Origin of the sequence: Streptantibioticus cattleyicolor NRRL 8057 = DSM 46488 (assembly GCF_000240165.1) — a bacterium.
Classification (GTDB): Bacteria; Actinomycetota; Actinomycetes; order Streptomycetales; family Streptomycetaceae; genus Streptantibioticus; species Streptantibioticus cattleyicolor.
Window position 1 is genome coordinate 3,136,762 of the sequence record NC_017586.1, and the last position, 20,374, is coordinate 3,157,135.

Consider the following 20,374-nt stretch of genomic DNA (forward strand, 5'->3'; position numbering starts at 1 on the left):
CGGGGCGGAGACAGGAGCGGCGGCGCGCGGCACGGGCGAGCGCCGCGCGCCGCGCTTGCGCGGCGCCTTGAACCCGTAGAGAAGGTTGTTACTCACTGCTCGGGCGGCGCACGGTGAACTGGTCGGCGCACGGCGGCAGCTTGGCCGCCTCTCGGTGGGCCAACGCCAAGAACAGCACCGGCCTGGCCGTCCACTGGATGTGCGTGTCCTCGTGGTGGACTTCGAAGGTGCACGGGTTCGTGCGGACCAGCTCCTGCAATTCGGTCAGGTAGCCACCGGCCAGCCAGTGCCAGACGCGGTCGAACTCGTCCGGGGTGAGGGCGGAGGCGATCGTGCGGACCGCGACGCGGATCCAACGGACGGCCTGAGTCGCGGTCGCGGCGTCGAAGGAGGCCAGCAGGACCGGGAGGTCTCCGGTTGAGGGGCTCTGGGTCCAGCATTCGCACCAGTAGCCCGGGGTGGCCGGGGACTTCTTCGGGGTCAGCATGACGGGTCGCCGGAGGGGATCGTCATCGTGGCGGTGACGGTGCGGCCCCGGTGGTCGCCGTGGATCTCGACCAGGGTGGCCAGGGCGGAGACCATCGTCAGGCCCCGGCCGTCCTCGGCGCCGGGCCCGGGTTGCCGGATCGTGGGGGTCTCCTTCACGCCTCCGGCGTCCAGCACCGAGATCGCGAGCACCCGCCCCGACAGGGCCAAGGCCACGTGGAAGGCTCCGTTCGCTCCCCCGCTGGCCGTGTGCCGCAACGCGTTGGCGCCCAGCTCACTCACGATGAGCGCGGCGTCGTCGACGCAGGGCGTGTCGCGCAGGATGTCGCGGGTCCAGCGGCGGGCGCGGGCCACTTCTTCCGGTGAACTTGGGCAAGTGAGTCCCCACACCTTCACCCTGCTCGTATACTCGTGCATACAAGTTTCTTTGCGCTGGTAGGCCGCCATGGGTAGGGGTTACGGGCTAGACGAGTTTGACGCCGTCGTGGGCGCGGATGGCCGGCGGGGTGGCGGCGTCGAGGGCGTCCAGGACGCGGATCGCGTACGCCTCGTCGGCGAGGTCGGTGACTTCTTCGCGGGTGGCCCAGCGCAGGGCGCGGGTCTCGGCGCCGGTGGTCGGGGTGCCGTCGATCGCCTCGCAGCGGAAGACGAGGGCGATGATCAGGCCGGTCATGTTCTTGTAGACGCCGGTCAACACCGCCGGGGTGGCGATCTTGATGCCGGTCTCCTCCAGGACTTCACGCTGGAGGGCGTCCGGGATCGTCTCGCCGGGTTCGAGGACGCCGCCGGGCGGTTCCCACCGGCCGTTGTCCCGGCGCTGGATCAGCAGGGCCCGGCCCCGGTCGTCGACGATGACCCCGGCGACGCTGACGGAGTGCGGGCGCTCAGTGCTCACGTTCGTACGTCCCCTCGGCTGGCTAGGCTCTCCCACGGTAGCAAGCCAGGCCGACCGCTCGTCTAGACACCTAAAGGAGTGCAGGAGATGGCAGCAGCGTCCGCCAGCGTTCTCGGCGCACTGGATCCGACCAGTGACCGCGCGGTGTTCCGGCAGATCGCCGACCAGTTGCGCGAGGCGATCGACAAGGGCCGCTTCAAGGAGGGCGACAAGCTGCCCTCGGAATCGGAGCTGGTCGAGCACTACGGGGTCTCCCGGATGACCGTGCGCAACTCCTTCTCCGTCCTCCAGGGTGAGGGCCTGGTGGTCTCCGAGCACGGCAAGGGCGTCTTCGTCCGGCCACGGCCCCCGGTGCGGCGCCTGGCCTCGGACCGGTTCGCCCGGCGCCACCGCGAACAGGGCAAGTCCGCGTTCACGGTCGAGGCCGAAGCCGCGGGCTCGCGTCCCGAGGTGGACGGCCTGGAGGTCAAGGAGGAACGCCCCACCCAGGACATCGCCGCACGCCTCGGCGGGCCCCGCCGCGTGCTGGCCCGGCGGCGCCGCTACCTGCTCGACGGGCGCCCCGTCGAGTACGCCGTCTCCTACCTCCCGCTCGACCTCGCCCGCGACACCCCCATCGCGCAGCCCAACCCGGGCCCCGGCGGTATCTACGCCCGCCTCGAAGAACTCGGCCACCGCCTGGACCACTTCGATGAAGAGATCCGCGCCCGCATGCCCTCCCCGCACGAGGTCCGCACGCTCCGCCTGGCCGCCGGCGTCCCTGTCATCCACCTGATCCGCACCGCGTACGACACCGAAGGACGCGCCGTCGAGGTCTGCGACACCGTCATGGCCGCCGACGCCTACGTCCTCGCCTACCAGCTCCCCGCCACCTGACCAGGCCGGATGGCATGACCATGGCCGGTTCCTCCGAACTCGTACACGCCGACACGCCAACTCGCATAGACGAGTACCTATCTCCTGCGGCATTCCGGGTTCCCATCCGGGACGCCGACTGTCACTTACATGGACGACTACTCATCGCTTGGCCGCGCCGGTGTCGCTGCCCGGTCTGGTCGCCCGCTCGTGGGAGTCCACGTGCGACGGGCAGCAGCGGCACGGCATCGCCTTCCGCGCCGCCGACGTCGCCCCGGCCGTGTACCCGGCCACCGCCGAGGCGGCTTGAGGTGTCCGAACTGGCAACGCTCCTGGAGGTGGACGAACCCCTCGCCGCGATCAGCGGCAGAGCCGGGCTGTCGCACCACACGAAGAAGCCCCCTCCCGGTCTACCCGGAGGGGGCTTCTTCCTGCTGTGCACTCGGCAGGATTCGAACCTGCAACCTTCTGATCCGTAGTCAGATGCTCTATCCGTTGAGCTACGAGTGCTTGGCTTCCCGGTTTTTTTGGCCGGTCGGCGTTGCGGGAACAACATTACATGACCTGGGCCGGGACGCGAAATCCATATCGCAAAGCATGGCGTAAGCGGGCAAAGGGGCACGCCTGTCGGACTTGGGGGAGGGGGCGCGGCGGGGGCGGCGGCTTCGGGAGGTGTTTCGCGGGAGCAAGATCGTCGGTCCCAGCCGGCCCGCAACCGACCCGCTGCCGATCCGTCCGCGGCGGGCCGCGTCCGGCGGACGCGGCCCGCCGCCCCGCCTCGCCTCGCGACGCCTCGCCGCCCCGGTCTCCCCGGCCCCCTCGGCGGTCACGCCAACGACAAAGCAGCCCCGTCCGTGAACACGGACGGGGCTGCTCGGAAGCGGAGGCTCCGGGATTTGAACCCGGGATGGGCGGTTAACCCAAACCGCATTAGCAGTGCGGCGCCATAGACCAGACTAGGCGAAGCCTCCAGCACGTCCCGCGCGGGCGGGGCGTGTGCAGATGATGGCACAACCGCGAGTGCTGTTACCAATCGCAGACTACGGTACAAGCCCGGTGGCCTGGAGAGCAAAGGCTTAGCGGGGTATCGACCGACATGCCCACGATCAGATGAATTCGGCGGGACACGGACGGTGTCGGAGATAAGGGAGGCCCCGTCCCTCTTCGTCACGCACCCAGGAGGTGCACCGTGGCCCGCATCCCGATGCCGGCGGTCAACAGCCGCCGGTCGACGTTCCGCTCCGCCGCGTCCCTGGTCATCGCCGTGCTCGGGCTCTGCCTGGGGCTCGGCGCCCCGGCCCGCGCCGCCGCCCACACCTGGCCCGACCGGCTCTTCGTCACCTACGACAACGGCCACGGCGGGATCATGCGCCGGGTGCTGCTGTGCCATCCCTCGGGTGGTTCGTACCCCGATCCCGGGGCGGCCTGCGCCCGGCTGGACGAGTTGCACGGTCCCGTCGGGCCCGTGCCGCACGGCACCGTCTGCTCGATGCTCTACGGCGGCCCGCAGCGGGCCTGGGTGGACGGGCGCTGGCGCGGCGTGGATGTCCACGAGAACTTCAGCCGCAGGAACGGCTGCGAGATCGACCGGTGGCGGCTGATGGAGCCGGTCCTGCCGCACCAGAACGCCGCCGGACGGCACGCGGCCCCCGCGCCCGACACCGCCGGCCAGGCGGAAGCCGACCCGGCGGAACCCGCCCCCGGCTCCCGTCGGGCGGTACGCCGTCCGGACCCGCTGCCCATGCCCGGCGTCATGGAGCCGTCCGGCGTCCCGGGGCAGGCCGCGGCCGTCCCGTCCGCCGTTCCGGAACACACCGCCACCGTCCACCGGCCCGACGACGACCGCGATCACGACCAGGTGCACGACTCCGACTGGCCCTTCGGCGACTGACCGGCCGACCTGCCCAGCCGTCCCCGGAAGCAGTCGTTCCGCCCGTCAACCCCGGCCGTCACCCGCGATCACGAAACCTTCCCGGCATCCCCTCGCCCTCTCCCTCATCCGCCATCGGGGCGCCCTGGGCGCCCCGTACACTCCTGTAGTGACATGCCACGGGGGGAACGGCAAGATGGGCCGCCGGCGATAGCCGGGTGGGATCGCCGGGCGAGCTGAAGCGGCGACCGGCCGCCGGAGCACGGAGCGGGATCAGCAAGTGCGGTACCAGGGAGGACGCGTCTCGTGAGCAGCAGGCCATCCCGAGGCGCTGCTCGCCTCGCGGCAATACTCGACGCCCTCCCCGACGCGCTGCTGCTGGTCAACGCCAACGGCACGGTGGTCAACGCCAACGCCATAGCGCTGGAGACGTTCGAGGCGCCCGGTACGGCGCTGGTCGGACGGGGGCTGCTCGACCTGCTCCCGTCCTTCGACTCACGCCGCATCCCCGGTTCGATGCGCCGCCCCGACACGGGTGACGACGGGCGGACGAAGCCGACCCGGATGGTGGCGCGGCGCACCGACGGCACCGAGTTCCCGGTCGAGGTGACCAGCGCCAACCTGGAGGACGGCCGTACCCCGTACGCCGATCCGTACCACCCGTACACCGGGGACGAGCTGCTGATGCTCGTGGTGCGCGACCTGACCGGCACCATGGACACCGAGGCCGAACTCGCCCGTCAGCAGCGGCAGACCGAGATGATCCTGCGGGCCGCCAGCGAGGGCGTGGTCGGCGTGGACACCGAGGGCAAGGTCGTCCTGGTCAACCCGTCGGCCGCGCAGATACTCGGGTTCCGCGCCAGCGACCTCGGCGGGCAGGAGCTCCATCCGCTGATCCACCACTCGCGCGCCGACGGCACGCCGTTGCCGTACGAGGAGACGCCGCTGGCCGACACGCTGCGTTCGGGGCGCAAGCACCGGGTGCGCGGACAGGTGCTGTGGACCAAGGACAAGCGCGCGGTGCCGGTGGATCTGACCACGGCCCCGGTGCGGGAGGCCGATCAACTGGTGGGCGCGGTGATGACGTTCACCGATCGCACGCCCTTCGACGCGCTGGTCGCGCGCCATACGCAACTACGCGCCGTGCTGGACGCCTCGTTGCGCGGTCCGCTGGAGGAACTGCGGGCCGAGCTCGGCGCGCTCGCCGACGATCCGGCCGGTCAGCTGTGGCCGGAGGCCAACCAGACGCTGCACCATCTGGCCGCCGGGTACGCCCGGATGACCACGTTGATCGACAACGTGCTGGCGTTCCAGCAGCTCGACTCGGGCAAGGAGAAGCTGGACCGGCGGCCGACCGGGCTGGACAAGGTGGTCGCGGCGGGCGTCGAGGGCGCGGTGGAGCTGATCGGGCCGGGGAGGGCGCAGTTCGCCGTGCACGCGCCCCCGGTGGAAGCCGTGGTCGACGCCGTGCGCCTCGCCCAGGCGCTCTCCCATCTGATCGCCGACGTGGCCGGGGTGGACGCCACCGGGCGCACCGCGGTCGTGGCCGGCGGCGGGGACTCCACCATCGTGGTGGCCGCGGCCCGGCGCGGCGACGTCGTACGGATCGAGGTGCGCGGACCGCACAGCGGCGGCAGCCCCGTCCATGTGCCCATCACGCGCGGGATCGTGGAGCGCCACGGCGGTGTGCTCCAGACCCACGAGGTCCCCGGTCAGGGCAGCGCCTACGTGCTCGAGGTGCCGGTCGGGGAGACCGGCGACGATGCGGGCGGCGGTCCGGGCGGCGCCACGGCGGACGGCGAGGGGGCGCGCAACCGCGAGTCGGAGACCACAGTGATGCCGATGCCCGCCGAGCCGGCGCGTGGGACGCGCGGTCCGGCAGGCGCGTCGGCCGGTGCGCCGGGCGCGGGCGCCGGAGGCGCTGCCGGTGCCGGTACGCCGACGGGGCCCGGCGGGGCGTCCGGTACGGGCGCCGACGGCGCGCGGGCCGGTGGCGTCCGGCCGTCGCGTCCGCGCCGGCGACCGGTCGGCGAGGGTTCCGAGACGGCTGACGGTGACGGTGGTGCGGCCGGTGGCGGGGCGGCGCCGGGTACGCCGGCCGGGTCCGCGATCGCGTTGCCGGCCGGGCCTTCCGGGGCGGCGGCCGCGGGCGGTCCGGGGAACGGCGGTGTCGCCGGGGCGTCCGGCGTGCCGGGGGCGGAGCAGCCGACCGGGCGCCGGCGCGCGCTACGGCGTGCGGACGAGGACGTGCCCGAGGAGGCGCCGCAGAGCGCCGTCCGGCCGCCGAGTGGCCGCCGGGCGCGCCGGGCGCTCGCCGATGGACAGCAGGGGGCGCGCGCGACGGCTCCCGCCACGCCGGGCGGCCACCCGGCGCCGGGCGACCAGCCGGAGTTGACCGCGCGTCCGTCCGCCCACGCCTTGCCGCCGGGCGGCGCGACCGCCGGTGAGCCGCCGGCCGACGCCGCCTGGCCGGGCCATGGTCCGGTGCCCGGGCCCGCCACGGGGATGGCACCGGTCCCGCCGCAGGGCCAGGGGCGGGGCGGACGAGGCGCCGGGGGCCCCGGGCCGGTGTCGGCGCAGGGCGGGCCGGGGCTTCCCGCCACGGTGCCCGCGCAGCCCACGCCGTCCGGTCGGCGTGCGAAGAAGCCCGCCGGGCAGCCGGAGGGCAACGGTCCGGTCGCGCTGCCGCCCGGCGCCGGTTACCCGGCCGGTGGCGGTGCAGCGGTGACCGGTCCCGGCCAGGCCCGCCACGGCGTACCGGGCGCGCGCCGTGCTCCGGGCGAACCGGCGGCGGGGCACGACACCCCGGGCCACGACGTACCGGCGGGCACGCCGGCGCACGGCATTCCGGCGCAGCACGGCACCCCGGCCCAGGGCACGCCCGCGCACACCACCCCGGCGCACGGCACCTCCGCGCGCCCTAACTCCGGCACGCCCGACCCCGGCGCACCCGCGACCGGCGCACCCACCACCAACGCCCCCGCGACCGGCAGCGACGGCCACGGCATCAGCGTGCGCACGCTCGGCCAGGGCGTGGCCTTCACCCATCCGCTGCCGGGGCAGAGCGAGCCGCCGAGGGCCGGCCAGGCGGTGCCGTTGCCCGCGCAGCAGCCCGCGGCCGGTTCCGGACGGCGCCGGAGGCATTCGGCGTCCACCGATCCGCAACCCGCGCCGGAGCATGCTCCCGGCGCACGCCCCCACCCGACCGAGGGCTCCGTGGACCAGGTCGGCGCCGCCGAACCCGTTCCCGGCTCCAACCCGGCGTTCCAGACGAGCGACAGCGAGGGTCAGGGGCAGGCGTTCGCCATCGGTGCCCCGGCGGACGGCGCCGAGGGGCCCGAGATGCTCGACGGCCCGGGCGGCGCGGTGGAGGTGCGGACGGCCCCGGCGGCCGACGCGGACGGGGACGACGAGGGGGCCCCGCCGACGCCGATCGCCCCGCGCCGACTGCTGGTCTGGCCCGAACCCGACGTCTCCACCCGGCAGGCGCTGACCGACCGCGGCTACCGCCCGGTGACCGTGCGGTCCCGGGAGGAGGTGGACGCGCAGGTCGCCGAGTACCCGGCGGCGCTCTTCGTCGACCCGCTGACCGGGCCGATCACCCGTACCGCGTTGCAGTCGTTGCGGGCGGCGGCGGTGGCGGCGGAGGTCCCGGTGCTGGTCACCGCGGGGCTCGGCCAGGCCACCCGGGAGGCGGCGTACGGGGCCGACCCGGCCGTCCTGCTCAAGGCGCTCGCCCCGCGCGACAGCGAGCAGCATCCGCCGCGCGTCCTGCTGGTCGAGAGCCACCAGGACATCGCCGCGGCGTTCACGGCGACGCTGGAACGGCGCGGCATGCAGGTGGCGCACGCGGCGTCGGAAGGCGACGCGGCGACCATCGCCGCCCAGATCCGACCGAACCTGGTCGTGATGGATCTGATGCTGATCAGGCGGCGTCGGGTCGGGATCGTGGACTGGCTGCGTTCCAACGGCCTGCTCACCCGTACCCCGCTGGTGGTGTACACCTCGGTCGACATCGACGCCGCCGAACTGCCCCGCCTCGGCACCGGTGAGACCGTGCTCTTCCTGGCCGAGCGCTCGACCAGCGGCGAGGTGCAGGGGCGCATCGTGGATCTGCTGAGCAAGATCGGTACGGACGGCTGAGCCGGGACGGCGCGGGCGCGGGCTTGAAGGGCCGGGGCGCGCGCTGAAGGGGCGCGGGGCGCTCACGACCACGCGGAGCGCCCCTTGTCCCCCGGGGCGCCCCCGCGATCTCCGAGGCGCCCCGGTGATCCCCTGTACGCCCCCGGCCGGCTTCCGCGCTACAGCGTCTCGACCGCCAACTCCCCGTCCGCGTACCGCTTGCGCAGCACCTTCTTGTCGAACTTGCCCACCGAGGTCTTCGGCACCGACTCCAGCAGCGACCAGCGCTCCGGGAGCTGCCAGCGGGCGACCCGCAGCGCGAGGAACTCCCGGAGTTCGGCGAAACCGGCGGTGGCTCCGGGCCTCAACACCACGGTGGCCAGCGGACGTTCACCCCACTTGTCGTCCGGCACCGCCACCACCGCGGCCTCGGCGACCTCGGGGTGGGCCATCAGATGGTTCTCCAGCTCGACACTGGAGATCCATTCGCCGCCCGACTTGATCACGTCCTTGGCCCGGTCGGTCAGGGTGAGGTAGCCGTCCGGGGTGATCGTGCCCACGTCACCGGTGCGCAGCCAGCCGTCCCGGAACTTGTCGTCCGGCCGGACCGGTTCCGCGCCCGCCCCGCCATGGTACGCGCCGGCGATCCACGGTCCGCGGACCTCCAGCTCACCGGCGCTTTCACCGTCCCACGGCAGCACGTCGCCGTCCGGGCCGATCAGCCGGGCCTCGACCGAGGCCGGGAAGCGGCCCTGGGTGATCCGGTACGGCCACGCCTCGTCCGGGTCGGTGACGGTGGCCGGCGGATGCGCGATGGAACCCAGCGGCGAGGTCTCGGTCATCCCCCACGCCTGGACGACGGTGACCCCGTGGCGTTCCTCGAAGTCCCGCATGAGCGACGGCGGACAGGCCGAGCCGCCGATCACCACCGCGCGCAGGCTGCTGATGTCCCGCTCCCGGGCCGCCAGTTCGCCGAGGAGCCCCTGCCAGATGGTGGGGACGGCGGCGGCGTGCGTGGGCCGTTCCGTCTCGATCATCTCGGCGATCGCGGCCGGCTGCAGGAAGCGGTCGGTCAGCAGCAGCCCGATGCCGGCCAGGAAGGCGGCGTGCGGCAACCCCCAGGCCAGTACGTGGAACATCGGCACGATCGGGAGCGAGGTGTCCCGGGAGGTGAGCCCGAACGACTCGGCCATGTTGACCTGCATCGAATGCAGGTAGATCGAACGGTGGCTGTAGACCACGCCCTTGGGGTCCCCGGTGGTGCCCGAGGTGTAGCACATCGCCGCCGGATGACGTTCGTCCAGCTCGGGCCAGTCGTACGTGGTCGGGCGGCCGGCCAGCAGCGTCTCGTAGTCGTGCACCGCCGGACGGCACCCGGCCAGCAGCGAGGTGTCCCCGGGGCCCACGACGACCAGGTGCTCCACCGTCTCCATGCGCGGCAGCAGGGGCGCGAGCAGCGGCAGCAGCGAACCGTTGACCAGCACCACCCGGTCGGCGGCGTGGTTGACGATCCACACCAGCTGCTCGGGGGCGAGCCGCAGGTTGAGCGTGTGGAGCACCGCGCCCATGCACGGGATGGCGAAATACGCCTCCATGTGCTCGGCGTTGTTCCACATCAAGGTGCCCGTCGGCTCCCCCGCCTCGACCCCGAGGTCACGCAGGGCGTGCGCGAGCTGCGCCGCCCGGGCGCCGATCTCGGCGAAGCTGCGGCGGTCGGGCCGGCCCTCGCCCGTCCAGGTGGTGACCTGGGCTCTGCCGTGGACGGTCGCCCCGTGCGCCAGGATCCGCGAGAGCGTGAGGGGTACGTCCTGCATCGTGCTCTGCACCGGGGGCCTCCCCAATTTCCACGCGCCGGAGGCGACGCGTTACGCGAGGGTAATGTCCCGCGATTCTGGTGGCGTACCCGGCGGTATGTCACTACCCCGGTGGCCCAGCTCACGCCGTGTCCGCCTCCCGCGGACCCCGCTCACCAGTGGAAACCGGCCCGCAGCTCCGGATCGCTGCGCAGTTTGACCAGCGCGCGGGAGACCGCGCTCTTGACGGTGCCCACCGAGACCCCCATCACCTCGGCGGTCTGCACCTCGCTGAGGTCTTCGTAGTACCGCAGCACGACCATCGCGCGCTGCCGGGCGGGAAGTCTGCCGACGGCGTGCCACAGCGCGTCCCGCTGGGCCTGCGCCTCCGCCGGGTCGGGGTCGACGGCGCGCTGCTCGGGGACCTCGTCGCAGGCGTACTCGTCCACCCGGCGCTTGCGCCACTGCGAGGTGCGCGTGTTGACCAACGTGCGCCGGACGTAACGGTCGAGCGCCCCCCGGTCGTCGATCCGGTCCCAGGCGAGATAGGTCTTGGTCAGAGCCGTCTGCAGCAGGTCCTCGGCGTCGCACTGGTTGGCGGTCAGGGAGCGCGCGGTGCGCAGCAGCACCGGCCCCCGGTCCCGTACGTAGCGCGTGAACTGCTGAGCGCTGGTGCAGACAGGCGTGGTCATGGCGTCAACGCTATGAGCGCCATCGCCCGCCGGGGATCGCCCGCAGGTGCCGAAGCGGGGTCCCCCTCAAGTCGTAGGGCACCGGCCGCCGCTACGCCCCGAGGCGGGACCCGGCTCGGGGTCGGCGTCAGGGCAGTCTCAGGGCTGCCCCGGCCCCCGGCCAGCTCCGCCACGATCCGGCGGACGGCACCCCGAGCCCGGCCGGGAACGGCGACGGAACCGACGGGTACGGGAACGGCACGCCCGGAACCGCGCCGGCCACCGGGTTCCTCACCAGGGTCGTCCCCGGCACCGCCACGGGAACGAACGGTACGCCGGCGCGTTCCGGCAGCCGTACGCGCGCTGGAGCGTACGCGCGGGCGTACGCGGACGGACGGGGGTGGGCGTGAGCGTACGGGCCGAATCGCAGGGGCGCGCGGGCGGAGCGGCGGCCGGGGTGCCCGAGGCGGTTCGGCAGCCGGGCCGCCGACCGGGCCGGGGCCTTGCCCTCCGTCCACGCCGTGCCGGGGCCGTCCTCGTCGGCGCTCTCCGGGTCGCCCGCGTTCTTCTTGGCTCCCGCCATGATGGCCACCGGGGCGTCCACCAGGTTGCGGTCGATCTTCAGGCTCTTGCCGCCGTGGCTCTCGTGGATGTCCCCGGCGAACTGGTGCACCCTGCGATGCGGGCTCCACGCCGTACGCGACAGCTTCGCCTCGCCGTACACGTCCGGCGGAACGTTCCAGCGGGCGAACCACATCAGGTCCGGCAGCGAGGGCCGCCCCAGACGCCGCGCGACCTCCAGCTGGGCGACCCCGGAATCCGCGCTGCTGTAGAAGCCGGGGACGTACCCCCTGGCACGCAGCGCGCGGTTCCACGCCTGGGTGAAGGCGATCACCGGCTCGGTACAGCGGTCGCTGCGCACGTCGTACGCCTCGATATCCAGGTAGACCGGGCTGTGCTTGGCGAGCCCCAGCGCACCGGCCGCCCGCGCCGCGTCCGCCGCCTCGGCGGCGCCGTTGGCGCTCGCGTGCGCGGTGTCGATCGGATAGTTGCGTTCCCGGCGCTCCAACGCGCACGGCGACTGCGAGCCCACGTACACCGGCAGGATGCGCCACCCCATCGCCACGACCGAACGCGCCCAGCCGGCCGAGAGGTTGGGCTGGGCACAACTGCGCGCCCGGCCGCCGATGTAGGCGCCCACCGCGCCGTACGGCGACTGCCGCCAGGCCCGCATGGTGCCCAGGTCCGGCGCGGAGCAGGAGTCGAAGGCCCAGCCCCGGAAGATCTGCGCGCCGAGCCGCCGCATGTCCCCGGTGGTGGGTGCGGACGCCGACGCCGCTCCCGGCTGGTCGCCCTCCTCCTGCTGCCGCGGCCGGCCGTGTTGGGGGCGGCCGGGCTTCATGCCCGGACCGGGCGTGCCGACCGGGTCCGGGACGCTCCCCGGATCCGGTACGGCGCCGGTCTCCGGTCCACCCGAGCCCTGGTCCGGCGCGCCGACCTCGTCCGGGGCGCCGCCGAGATCCGGGAGCGGCCCGGGGTCGCCCGGGTCGGCGGTGTCCGGGGCGTCGGGGGTGTCCGGAACGTCCGGGGCCTCCGGTGGCGGCGACGCCGGATTGCTGTGCGGACGGGGCGGCCCCGGTGGTCCGGCCCCCTCCGCCGGCGCGATCGCGGTGACCACGCAGGCCAGCGCGGCCAACACGGCCAGCGCAAATCCGATGATCCGGTTCTCGTGGCGCATGACGCCGAGTGAAGACGCCCCGGACCGCCCCACGTAGCAGGCACGCCCGGGTGGCCCCAGGGTTCAGCCGTTCGCCAGGGCGGTACGCCCGGGTCCGCCCCCGCCACGCCGCCCCCGGAGCCGACCGGACGGGGGCCCGCTGGCGGGGTCGGGGGTCCGTTGTCACGGTGGGGGGCGGTTGCGGGGCGAGCGGGGGCTGACGGCCCGGCCACCGCGCCGACGCGTTCCGGGCCCGCGTGCCCCGACGCCACAACCACCGCGCCGATGTACAGCGGCGCCCACGTCGCCCCGGCGCCCGCGTCCCCGAAACCCACACACCCCGAGCCGACGGGCGGCCGGCCGGGGTCGGCGGTCAGCCGCCGCCAGGCGGCCACGTCGGCCGGGCCGGAGCCGCACCCGGCACGGCCCGATCGCACCCGAACGGGCCGCCCCACTCCGTACGGGCTCAGACGTCCCTGCTCAGCAGGAGCGCCGAGGTGGGGACGCCGGTGCCCGCGGTGACGAGGGCGTGGTGGACGCCGGGTATCTGGTTGACGGAGGTGCCGCGGATCTGCCGGGTGGCCTCGGCTATACCGTTCATGCCGTGGAGGTAGGCCTCGCCGAGTTGTCCGCCGTGCGGGTTGAGCGGGAGGCGGCCCCCGAGTTCGAGGGCGCCGTCGGCCGCGAAGCCGGCCGCCTCTCCGCGTCCGCAGAAGCCGAATTCCTCCAGTTGCATCAGGACGAACGGGGTGAAGTGGTCGTAGAGCACGGCGACGTCGACGTCGGCCGGGCCCAGCCCCGAGGTGCGCCAGAGCTGGCGGGCGACGACGCCCATCTCGGGCAGCCGGGCCAGGTCGTCGTCGGCGCCGCCGGTCCGGTAGAAGCTGGTCATCTGCTCCTGGGCACGTCCGGCGCCCTGGGCGGCGGCGGTGACGACGGCGGGCCGGTGCGGCAGGTCCCGGGCGCGTTCCACCGAGGTGACCACGATCGCCTGGCCGCCGTCGGTCTCCTGGCAGCAGTCGAGCAGCCGCAGCGGCTCGACTATCCACCGCGAGGCGGCGTGGTCGGCGAGGGTGATGGGCTTGCCGTAGAAGTAGGCGGCCGGGTTGGTCGCGGCGTGACGGCGGTCGGCGACGGCCACCGGCGCGAAGGCGTCCGGGGTGAGGCCGTAGGTGTGCAGGTAGCGCTGGGCGGCCATCGCCACCCAGGACGCCGGCGTGAGCAGTCCGAACGGCAGCGCCCAGCCCAGCGCCACCCCCTCCGCCGACGGCTCCCGATGGCGCACCCCGCTGCCGAAACGGCGCCCGGAACGTTCGTTGAAGGCGCGGTAGCAGACCACCACCTCCGCTGTTCCCGCCGCGATGGCGAGCGCGGCCTGCTGAACGGTGGCGCACGCGGCGCCGCCTCCGTAGTGGACGCGGGAGAAGAAGGAGAGTTCGCCGATCCCGACCGCCTGGGCCACCGTGATCTCGGGGCTGGTGTCCATGGTGAACGTGACCAGACCGTCCACGTCGGCCGCGGTCAGCCCGGCGTCGTCCAGCGCGGCCCGGACCGCCTCCGCCGCGAGGGCCAGCTCGCTGCGGCCGGAGTCCTTGGAGAACTCGGTGGCCCCGATGCCCACGACGGCGGCACGACCGCCGAGCCGGTCCGGGGCGGTGAGCGTCATCGCGGCGCTCCTTCCACGGCGGCACCGGCGGCGGGTTCCACGCCCGCACCGGAGGCGGGGGCGTCCTCCGACGCGCCGGGCGTGCTCGTCGCCGGAAGCCCGGCCGTACCGTCGGCGCCGGCCGTGGAACCCACCGGCAACGCCACCGTCACCCGCCCCGTGACGTGGTTGCCGATGGCGTTCCTGCCGGTGACCTCGATCTCGGCGGTGGCACCGGTGACCTCCGTGACCTTTCCGGTCAACACCATTTCGTCGCCGGGATAGTTGGGGGCGCCGAGGCGGATCCGTACCGCGCGCAGAGTGGCCGCCGCGCCGGTGCGGCCGGTGACGTATTCGGTGACGTAGCGCCCGACCAGGCCGTTGGTGGTCAGGATATTCATGAAGATGTCGGGGGAGCCCTTGGCCCGGGCCGCCTCGGCGTCGTGGTGGACGTCCTGGTAGTCGCGGGTGGCGATGGCCCCGGCGACGATGAGGGTGCAGGTGATGGGTACCCGCAGCGGCGGCAGTTCGTCACCGGGTCGCACGGACTTCCCCTTCCGTCGCGCTTCGGGCGCCCCGGAAGACCGGCAGCGTCAACTCGTCGTCCACCGCGAGGAATTCGAGGTCAACCGGCATCCCGATGCGTACCTGGTCGTGACGGACCCCGGTGATGTCGCTGATCATCCGGACCCCTTCGGCGAGCTCCACCAGGGCGACCGCGTAGGGCGGCGAGAAGGCCGGGAACGGCGGGTGGTGCATGACGACGTACGAGTGCACCCGGCCCGCGCCGCTCGCCCGCACGGTGTCCCAGTCGGCCGAACCGCAGCCGTTGCACCCCGGCAGCCACGGGAAACGCAGCAGGCCGCACCCGGTGCAGCGCTGGATCAGCAACTCGTGCCGGGCCACGCCCTCCCAGAAGCCGGCGTTGTCCCGGTTGACGACCGGACGGGGGCGTAAGGCGCTCGCGGCGGACGGTGAACCCCCGCCGTGCGACGAGGACTTCGCGGGCACCTGGTCTCCGGTGCGCGCCGGGGAACCGGGCGGCGTGACGTGCGCGGGGGCGTACTTGAGGATGCGGAAGCGGTGGGTGCCGACCCGTTCGCCACCGGACCACACCTCCGTCCTGGTGGTGACGAAGTAGCCGGTGCCGAGCTTCGTCGTCTTGCGCGGCGAGACGGATTCGACGACGGCGTCGAAGGCGATCCGGTCTCCGGTACGCAGCGGGCGCAGGTATTCCTGCTCGCAGTCGGTCGCCACGACCGAGGTGAAGCCGGCGGCGTCGAGTTCGCGGAGGAGGGCGTCGAAGGGGCCGGCGCGGTCGGTGTGCCCGGTGAGCCCGGCCATGGTCCACACCTGGAGCATGGTGGGCGGCGCGGTGCCGTCGGGTGGTGGCGGATGGCCGATCGCCTCGCACCAATGCCTGATCATGGGAGCGTTGACGGGGTCCTTGCCCTGGCCACGGCGGGTCGCGGGCGCGCCCTCGTACGCCCTGAGCCGGTCATGGAGCCGGTCCGTGGTCCCGCTCATCGTGCGCCCTCCTGTCTCCTGGTGGGGCACTCGGAATCTGACTAGCCGTCAGTTTCAGTGGTGCCGTCGACGCCGTCAAGGCAGCCAGGATTACACGAAGGACGCCGATTTCGCCGAGCGCTGTCCACAGCATGTGGATAACTGTCGACAGGGCTGGTCCGGCCGCGGGCGCCGTGGCACCGTCCGCCGCCGAACGCGATTGCGCGGCGGGCCCGAAGGCACCGCCGCGCAATCACATCACCAGTCACCGGAATCACCGACGAGGCCCCGCCGTCGTCTCGGCAGCGTCAGCGGAAGCCCCGTCCAGCGCTCACCACCAGCCGCCGAAGTCGACGTTGACGTTGTTCTGGGCGACACGGGTGTATCCGTTTCCCAGAACCGTGGCCGTGTTGGCCTGGTTGCCGGCCCCCCGTCCGGACGCGGACTGCGCGATGCTGCTCACGCTGGCGGCGGCGCTGTGGTCCGCGAACGCCCCGTCGTCGGCGGAGGCGACCCCCGTGAAGAGGGCCGCCGCCAGCGGAAGAGCGGCGAGCGCGGCCAGGGCACGGGCGGTGCGAATGCTGCTCATCTCAATTTCCTCCAAGGACACGGAAGTTCACCAACATCGCGGAGTGTTCGACCTTCCACTCCGCCATCTGCGCGGCGTCGCGAGACCAGAGTTGCCCACCGCCCACACCACCAACCACACCCGTCGCCCCATTTACCTCTCAAGCGTGATGATCTATCGATAAACCTCTCTACGCCGACAACCTCACCAACGACCCCAGAAGCGACCATCGCCACCCAAGCGACACAACGGGGGAAACGTTCCCGCAGCACCCCCTCCCGGCCATCGACATATCGACAAACCCCCGCCCACACGCCACTCACAAGAGGACACGTGGACGAAACGTCACACCCCGCTAACGACGCCCCGCACGGGCACGTGAGCCGCCGCACCACCAAAACGTTCCGCCGCGCCGTGGAAACGTTCCGCCGCCCCCGCCGACCCCGGAACGCCCTCGCCCGCCCGTCCTGCGGGCCCCGTTCCCCTTACGCACGCGAAGCGGGCCCCGGTACGTTACCGGGGCCCGCTTCGACCTGCGTTTTTCCTGCCTACCTACGCGGAGGGTGTGGGATTTGAACCCACGGTGACGTTGCCGCCACGACAGTTTTCAAGACTGTTCCCTTAGGCCGCTCGGGCAACCCTCCCCGCGTCGCCGGTGGTGCCGGGACGCGGGGACAGCGTAACCCGTTCGGGGAGTGGCGTGCTGGAAGATCAGCTGTCGCCCGTGCGTTCGCCGAGCGTGACGGTGGTGGTGGCGGTGCGGCCGTCGCGCTGGTAGGTGATCTTGACCTGGTCACCGGGCCGGTGCTGCCAGATCGTGCCGATCAGGGTGGGGCCGCTGTCTATCACCGTGTCGTCGAGCTTGGTGATCACGTCGCCCGGCTTGAGACCCGCCTTGTCTGCCGGGCCGCCGGGGGTGATGCCGGTGCCGCCGTCGACGCTGTTGGACGAGATCTTGGCGCCCTGGCCGCTGTAGTTCATGTCGACCGACATCTTCATCACCGCGTACACCGGCCGACCGGTCTTGATCAGCGTGTCGGCGACGTACTTGGCCTCGTTGATCGGGATCGCGAAGCCCAGGCCGATGCTGCCGGCCTGGCTGGAGCCGCCGAAGGGGCTGCCGCCGCCGTTGTTGGCCGACTGGATCGCGGAGTTGATGCCGACGACCGCGCCGCCCGCGTTGAGCAGCGGACCACCGGAGTTGCCCGGGTTGATGGAGGCGTCGGTCTGGAGCGCGGACATGTACGAGGCCGAGGAGCCCTGGCCGTCGCTGGAGGCCACCGGGCGGTTCTTGGCGCTGATGATGCCGGTGGTGACCGTCCCCGACAAGCCGAAGGGGGCGCCGATGGCGATCGCCGGGTCGCCGACGGCCACGTCGTCGGAGTTGCCGATCGGCAGCGGGGTCAGCTTGGCGCCGGACGGGTCGCGGAGCTTGATCACGGCCACGTCGTAACCCTGGGCGCGGCCGACGACCTCGGCGTCGAACTTCCGGCCGTCGGAGAAGGTGGCGGTGAGCCTGCCGCCGTTGGCCGCGGGGGCGACGACGTGGTTGTTGGTGAGGATGTGGCCCTGGGTGTCGTAGACGAATCCGGTGCCGGTGCCGGACTCCTGGCTGCCGCTGGCCTGGATGGTCACCACGCTGGGCAGCGCCTTGTTGGCTATCCCGGCGACCGAGGTCGGGGCCCGGTTGAGGTCCTTGGGGCTGACCGAGGACGAGACCGTGGTGGAGCCGTTGTCCGAGCGCTGCGCCGCCCAGTAGCCCAGGCCGCCGCCGACACCGCCGGCCACCAGCGCGGCCACGATCACCGCCGCGACCAGCCCGGAGCCACGACGCCGGGGCTTGTCGCCGACGACCGGCTGCCCGGGGCTCATCGCGTACGGGGCGTACGGGGCGTACGGGTCGCCATGGGCGCCGTAGGGATCCCCGGGGCCGCCCCCGTACACGCCGGCGCCACCGGCTCCCGTGGCGGCGTAAGGCGCCCCCTGCGCTCCCTGCGCGTCGGGCACGCCCCCGTACGCGCCACCGGCGGCCGGAGCATCGTACGGCGGCATCGGCGCGGCGCCCGTGGCACCGTGCGCGCCCTGCTCCGTACCGGGCGCCCCCTGCGGCGCGTCGGCCGGCGGGGGCGGGGGACCCGCGGGGCGGGCCGCCGACGCGCCCGGGGCCGCGGTGGCCTCGGCGGGCGAGGAGAAGGCCGCCGGCCTGGCCGGGGGCGGGGTGGCCGGGGCGGGCGGCACGGCGGGCGGGCCGTCCGGGACCGCGGGCATCGCGGCGGTGGTGTCGGGCCGCTCCGAGACACCCGGCCGCTGCTCGGACCGGTCGCCGCCGTCTGGTCCGGAGACGGGCCCGGAGGCGGGGAGTCCGCCCTCGTTCTCGGTGCTCACAGCTTCATCTCCTCGAAGGGACACGGTGGATGGGGACCGCCGCCGGCCGACCGGCCGGACACGGTACGACGACCGATTACCGCAGGACAGCATTGCCCATGCCGCGTCGGACCGCTGTAAGCAGTCCCTGTGCGCTCCACGGCAATCCTTTATCCCCGGCAAATCGGACGCCGTGGGCAGGTGGTGGCACGATATCCCGATGAGCCACGCGTACGAGGTCGGGGCGGTCCCGTCGTCCCCGCGCCGGATCCAGGTGGTCGCCCACCGGGGCGCCTCGCGGGACGCCCCCGAACACACCCTCGCCGCCTACCGCAAGGCCATCGAGGACGGCGCCGACGCGCTGGAGTGCGACGTCCGGCTCACCGCGGACGGCCACCTGGTCTGCGTGCACGACCGCCGGGTCAACCGTACGTCCAACGGGCGCGGTGCCGTCTCCGCGCTCGAACTGGCCGACCTCGCCGCGCTCGACTTCGGTTCCTGGAAGGAGGATCCGTACGAGTCGCCGGACCGGGAGGCGGACCCGGCCGAGCTGAGCGCGGTCCTCACCCTGGAGCGTCTGCTGGAGCTGGTGACCGACGCCGGGCGCCGGGTCGACCTGGCCATCGAGACCAAGCACCCCACGCGCTGGGCGGGTCAGGTGGAGGAACGCCTGCTGACGTTGCTGCGCCGCTTCGGCCTCGACCGCCCGGAGCCCGCTGCGGAGGACGATGAACGGCCCCGGGTCCGGGTGATGAGCTTCTCCGGCCGCTCGCTGCGCCGCATCCAGGTGGCCGCCCCCGCGCTGCCCACGGTCTTCCTGATGAACTACCTGCTGCCCCGGTACCGCGACGGGCGGCTGCCCGCCGGTTCGCACATCGCCGGACCCGGCATCCGCATCCTGCGCTCGCACCCCGGCTACGTGGCTCGTTCCCATCGGGCCGGCCATCGCGTCCATGTGTGGACGGTCGACGAACCGGCCGATGTCGAGCTGTGCGTTCGCCTCGGTGTGGACGCGATCATCACCAATCGTCCCCGTCAGGTACTGGCGCAACTCGGGCGATAGGCGGCCTCCCGCCCCATCCGGCCCACACGGGAGCACACCGGCGCGTTCGGTATGTGTTCGAACGGTGTCAGTGCGCCAAAGGATCGCGATTGGCCTGTTTCCGGTCCAGTCCTTCGGGGCATCCTGCACGTGGCGTGGGGTGAAGGAGGTAGCGGGGGTGGCGTTGGTGGTAGCCCAAGAGGTACCGACGTCCTCGACCATGGCCCTTCCCCATGGTCCGGCGGGCGTCGGTGAGGCGCGGCGAAGGCTGCGCGAGGAGCTGTACGAACACGGGGCGCCGGACACGGTGGTGGACGACGCCGTCCTGGTGCTCTCCGAGTTGCTGAGCAACGCCTACCGGCACGCTCGTCCACTCGACGACGGCCACGAACACGAAAGCCGCGGCTACGACGGCCGCGGACACGACGGGGGCGACCACGGCGGCGTCCGGCACGACGGCCGGGACGGCGCCCACGCGGCCACCCGCGGCGCGGACCACGGCACCGGCAACGCCGGTATACGCGCCGCCTGGCGGCTGGCCGAGGACGGACTGCTGACCTTGGAGGTGACCGACGGCGGCGGCCCCACCAGGCCCCAGCCGTCCAGTCCCTCGCTGACCGCCCGCGGCGGACGCGGGCTCGGCATCGTCGGCGCCCTCTCCCTCAACTGGGGGGTACGCGACACGCCCGGCGAGGTGACCGTCTGGGCGGTGCTCGCGGTACGCGGCCGGCACGCCCGGCGGGAGGGCCTCGGCAACGGCGGGGCACGCCTCGCGGTGCCGGTCATGGGCCGGGTGCCGGAGTTGAGCGATCTGCTGGACGGCCTGGGCTGAGACGGCGG

At 73.3% G+C, this 20,374-nt stretch carries 16 protein-coding genes, 3 tRNA genes and 1 pseudogene; 6 read left to right on the forward strand and 14 right to left on the reverse strand.

Annotation, left to right across the window (positions count from 1 at the left end; all coding sequences use genetic code 11):
• Positions 1-88: 88 nt before the first annotated feature.
• From SCATT_RS14005 to SCATT_RS14015, 3 genes are read right to left on the reverse strand one after another with little or no spacing between them, the layout of a single operon-like run.
• On the reverse strand, positions 89-487 hold the full coding sequence (locus SCATT_RS14005) for a hypothetical protein (RefSeq protein WP_014143723.1): 399 nt from the start codon (positions 485-487) through the stop codon (positions 89-91).
• Positions 481-903 (reverse strand): ATP-binding protein, encoded by a 423-nt coding sequence (locus tag SCATT_RS14010; RefSeq protein WP_041824725.1) that lies wholly within the window; start codon positions 901-903, stop codon positions 481-483. Before SCATT_RS14010 ends, SCATT_RS14005 begins: the two co-directional genes overlap by 7 nt.
• A 46-nt stretch (positions 904-949) precedes the next feature.
• Complete coding sequence (locus SCATT_RS14015; protein ID WP_014143725.1) at positions 950-1,381, reverse strand: NUDIX hydrolase; 432 nt, start codon at positions 1,379-1,381, stop codon at positions 950-952.
• A gap of 87 nt (positions 1,382-1,468) precedes the next feature.
• Here SCATT_RS14015 and SCATT_RS14020 point away from each other — a divergent pair, with 87 nt between their 5' ends.
• Complete coding sequence (locus SCATT_RS14020; RefSeq protein ID WP_014143726.1) at positions 1,469-2,257, forward strand: GntR family transcriptional regulator; 789 nt, start codon at positions 1,469-1,471, stop codon at positions 2,255-2,257.
• 148 nt (positions 2,258-2,405) lie between these two features.
• Positions 2,406-2,546, forward strand: a pseudogene (locus SCATT_RS38995) (hypothetical protein); the annotation flags it as partial.
• Between the two features lie 127 nt (positions 2,547-2,673).
• Here SCATT_RS38995 and SCATT_RS14030 read toward each other — a convergent pair.
• Together SCATT_RS14030 and SCATT_RS14035 are read right to left on the reverse strand one after the other, a co-directional pair.
• Positions 2,674-2,746, reverse strand: a tRNA-Arg gene (locus tag SCATT_RS14030).
• Positions 2,747-3,117: 371 nt separating this feature from the next.
• Positions 3,118-3,207, reverse strand: a tRNA-Ser gene (locus tag SCATT_RS14035).
• 218 nt (positions 3,208-3,425) lie between these two features.
• Between SCATT_RS14035 and SCATT_RS14040 the strand changes: the two genes are divergently transcribed.
• Positions 3,426-4,127: an SSI family serine proteinase inhibitor gene (locus SCATT_RS14040; RefSeq protein WP_014143728.1), complete on the forward strand. Its 702-nt coding sequence runs from the start codon at positions 3,426-3,428 to the stop codon at positions 4,125-4,127.
• Between the two features lie 285 nt (positions 4,128-4,412).
• A complete protein-coding gene (locus SCATT_RS14045; RefSeq protein WP_014143729.1) occupies positions 4,413-8,249 on the forward strand; it encodes a response regulator in 3,837 nt (1,278 codons plus the stop codon).
• Positions 8,250-8,407: 158 nt separating this feature from the next.
• Here the strand turns inward: SCATT_RS14045 and SCATT_RS14050 are convergent, their stop codons facing one another.
• The 9 genes from SCATT_RS14050 to SCATT_RS14095 all read right to left on the reverse strand — a co-directional run bounded on the left by SCATT_RS14050 (position 8,408) and on the right by SCATT_RS14095 (position 18,513).
• Positions 8,408-10,054 carry a long-chain fatty acid--CoA ligase gene (locus tag SCATT_RS14050; RefSeq protein ID WP_014143730.1) on the reverse strand — a complete coding sequence of 549 codons (1,647 nt, stop codon included), beginning with the start codon at positions 10,052-10,054 and terminating at the stop codon, positions 8,408-8,410.
• A 140-nt stretch (positions 10,055-10,194) separates the two neighbouring features.
• Positions 10,195-10,713, reverse strand: a complete 519-nt coding sequence (locus SCATT_RS14055; RefSeq protein ID WP_014143731.1) for a SigE family RNA polymerase sigma factor — start codon at positions 10,711-10,713, stop codon at positions 10,195-10,197.
• Positions 10,714-10,840: 127 nt separating this feature from the next.
• On the reverse strand, positions 10,841-12,430 hold the full coding sequence (locus SCATT_RS14060) for a DUF1906 domain-containing protein (protein WP_014143732.1): 1,590 nt from the start codon (positions 12,428-12,430) through the stop codon (positions 10,841-10,843).
• Positions 12,431-12,875: 445 nt separating this feature from the next.
• A complete protein-coding gene (locus tag SCATT_RS14065) occupies positions 12,876-14,075 on the reverse strand; it encodes a lipid-transfer protein (RefSeq protein ID WP_014143733.1) in 1,200 nt (399 codons plus the stop codon).
• Entirely contained in the window at positions 14,072-14,599 is a 528-nt protein-coding gene (locus SCATT_RS14070; RefSeq protein ID WP_014143734.1) for a MaoC/PaaZ C-terminal domain-containing protein, read from the reverse strand. The genes SCATT_RS14065 and SCATT_RS14070 overlap by 4 nt, the downstream gene beginning before the upstream one ends.
• Positions 14,586-15,581 (reverse strand): Zn-ribbon domain-containing OB-fold protein, encoded by a 996-nt coding sequence (locus SCATT_RS14075; RefSeq protein WP_014143735.1) that lies wholly within the window; start codon positions 15,579-15,581, stop codon positions 14,586-14,588. The genes SCATT_RS14070 and SCATT_RS14075 overlap by 14 nt, the downstream gene beginning before the upstream one ends.
• Before the next feature lie 310 nt (positions 15,582-15,891).
• Positions 15,892-16,149: a hypothetical protein gene (locus SCATT_RS14080; protein ID WP_014143737.1), complete on the reverse strand. Its 258-nt coding sequence runs from the start codon at positions 16,147-16,149 to the stop codon at positions 15,892-15,894.
• A 536-nt stretch (positions 16,150-16,685) separates the two neighbouring features.
• Positions 16,686-16,772: transfer RNA gene (locus tag SCATT_RS14090), tRNA-Ser, on the reverse strand.
• A 67-nt stretch (positions 16,773-16,839) separates the two neighbouring features.
• Entirely contained in the window at positions 16,840-18,513 is a 1,674-nt protein-coding gene (locus SCATT_RS14095) for a S1C family serine protease (protein WP_014143738.1), read from the reverse strand.
• A gap of 199 nt (positions 18,514-18,712) precedes the next feature.
• Between SCATT_RS14095 and SCATT_RS14100 the strand changes: the two genes are divergently transcribed.
• Together SCATT_RS14100 and SCATT_RS14105 are read left to right on the forward strand one after the other, a co-directional pair.
• Positions 18,713-19,555: a glycerophosphodiester phosphodiesterase gene (locus SCATT_RS14100; protein ID WP_014143739.1), complete on the forward strand. Its 843-nt coding sequence runs from the start codon at positions 18,713-18,715 to the stop codon at positions 19,553-19,555.
• A 70-nt stretch (positions 19,556-19,625) separates the two neighbouring features.
• Positions 19,626-20,366 (forward strand): ATP-binding protein, encoded by a 741-nt coding sequence (locus SCATT_RS14105; protein ID WP_078590737.1) that lies wholly within the window; start codon positions 19,626-19,628, stop codon positions 20,364-20,366.
• The last annotated feature ends 8 nt before the right edge of the window (positions 20,367-20,374 follow it).